We start from the raw sequence: 2,392 nt of genomic DNA on the forward strand, positions 1-2,392 counted from the left end.
AGCTTCTTCAAATCGCTGTTTGTTGCTCTTTACGCCATAAGCCCACCAGACGATCCCAAGAAAACTCAGCATGGAAACTACCGTCACGATGGACCGCAGATCATTGATATCCATGGCTTTACTTGACCCCTTTCCGTTCTAGCCCCATCCCCTGCAGATAGGCGATCAGGACGTCCATTTCGCTCTTGCCTTCCACTTTTTGACTGGCACCGGCGATTTCTTCGTCGGTGTAGGGAACACCGACCTTGCGCAGAGCACTCATTTTCGCCGAAACGCCTGCCGCATCCGCCGGTTTCTCGGCCAGCCAGGCGAACGCTGGCATGTTGGACTCCGGCACGACGTCACGCGGATTCATCAAGTGCACACGATGCCATTCGTCAGAGTATCGACCACCAACCCGTTGCAGGTCCGGGCCTGTCCGCTTGGATCCCCACTGGAAGGGATGGTCGTACACGAACTCGCCGGCCACCGAGTAAGGTCCATAGCGCTCAGTCTCGGCGCGAAACGGGCGGATCATCTGCGAGTGGCAGAGGAAACAACCTTCGCGGATGTAGATGTCGCGCCCTGACAGTCGGACCGGATCGTAAGGCTTCAGACCCTCGACCGGAGTCGTTGTCGATTTCTGGAAAAACAGCGGCACAATTTCAACCAGACCGCCAACACTGATCACCAGCACGGTCAGGATGACCAGCAAGCCGACGTTACGTTCTATCGCGTCATGAGTAAATTTCATTTTTGGAGTCTCCCTGTTAGGCGTGCTGACCAGCCGGCAACAGCACGGGCGCATCTTCCGTACTGCCTCCAGCCATTGTCTTGAACATGTTGTAGGCCATGATCAACATGCCGGCCAGAAAGAGCACACCACCAATGAAACGGATTCCCCAGAACGGGTAGGACACCTTGACCGACTCGACAAAACTGTACGCCAGCGTGCCATCCGCGTTAACAGACCGCCACATCAGGCCCTGCATCACGCCGGCAATCCACATCGAGGCGATGTAGAGAACGACCCCGATAGTGGCCACCCAGAAGTGCACCGTCATCAGCTTGATGCTATACATTTCCGACTTGCCAAAGAGGCGCGGCAGAAGATAGTAAATCGTCCCGATCGACACCATCGCGACCCAGCCGAGCGCTCCCGAATGTACGTGGCCAATCGTCCAGTCGGTGTAGTGCGACAGGGCATTAACCGTTTTGATCGACATCATCGGACCTTCAAAGGTCGACATACCGTAAAAGGAAAGCGAAGTTATCAGGAACTTCAGAATCGGATCGTCGCGCAGCTTATGCCAAGCGCCAGACAGGGTCATGATGCCGTTGATCATGCCGCCCCACGATGGGGCCAGCAGAATCAGCGAGAAAACCATGCCGACGGATTGCGTCCAGTCCGGCAGCGCCGTGTAATGCAGGTGGTGCGGCCCCGCCCACATGTAGGTAAAAATCAGCGCCCAGAAATGCACGACCGACAAGCGGTACGAGTAAACCGGACGGCCCGCCTGTTTCGGCACAAAGTAGTACATCATGCCAAGGAAGCCGGCGGTCAGAAAAAACCCGACCGCGTTGTGGCCATACCACCATTGAATCATTGCATCCTGTACCCCGGCGTATGCCGAGTAGGACTTGGTCATCGTTACCGGAATCGCCGCGCTATTGACGATATGCAGAAGCGCGACGGCCAGTATGAAACTGCCGTAAAACCAGTTGGCAACGTAGATGTGCGACACCTTGCGCTTGACAATCGTGCCGAAAAAAACGATTGCGTAGGAAACCCAAACCACGGCAATCAGGAGGTCGATCGGCCATTCGAGTTCGGCGTATTCCTTGCCTTGGGTGATACCGAGTGGCAGGGTGATTGCGGCAAGGAGAATGACCAGCTGCCAGCCCCAGAACGTAAACGAAGCCAGCTTGTCGCAAAAAAGACGCACGTGCGAAGTTCGCTGCACAACGTAATAAGAGCTCCCCATCAGCGCACAGCCGCCAAAAGCAAAAATAACCGCGTTGGTGTGCAGGGGCCGCAAGCGCCCGAAGTGCAGAAAGCCGATATTCAACTCTGGCCAGACCAGCTGCGCGGCAATAATCACGCCGACCAGCATGCCGACGATGCCCCAGATCACAGCCATTACTGTGAATTGCCGCACAACCTTGTAGTTGTACGTCGATTGAGTTTCTGACATGGACCTACCTCGTAATAGTCGTTAGAACCGGATTACCTTCTTGTTGCACCTAGCCTTTGCCACGCGGTCGTCGACGCTAGCAGCAGATTGGCTTTCCGCCAACAGGCAGCCGCAACCGCCCGTGAACACGCGTAGTGTAACATACGCCAGTCGATACCCCCGTCACTGTTGTGGTTTTACAACACACAATCAAAAAAGTGGCACTCCTTGGTCGCATC

General features: G+C 55.5%; 2 protein-coding genes. Both read right to left on the reverse strand.

The genetic code is table 11. The features are described 5' to 3' along the window. Positions 1-118: 118 nt before the first annotated feature. Entirely contained in the window at positions 119-733 is a 615-nt protein-coding gene (gene ccoO, locus PROAA_RS11195; RefSeq protein WP_186411424.1) for a cytochrome-c oxidase, cbb3-type subunit II, read from the reverse strand. Between the two features lie 16 nt (positions 734-749). Next, positions 750-2,174 (reverse strand): cytochrome-c oxidase, cbb3-type subunit I, encoded by a 1,425-nt coding sequence (gene ccoN, locus PROAA_RS11200; protein WP_186411425.1) that lies wholly within the window; start codon positions 2,172-2,174, stop codon positions 750-752. Positions 2,175-2,392: the final 218 nt, after the last annotated feature.

Source organism: Candidatus Propionivibrio aalborgensis (assembly GCF_900089945.1).
GTDB classification, from domain to species: Bacteria; Pseudomonadota; Gammaproteobacteria; order Burkholderiales; family Rhodocyclaceae; genus Propionivibrio; species Propionivibrio aalborgensis.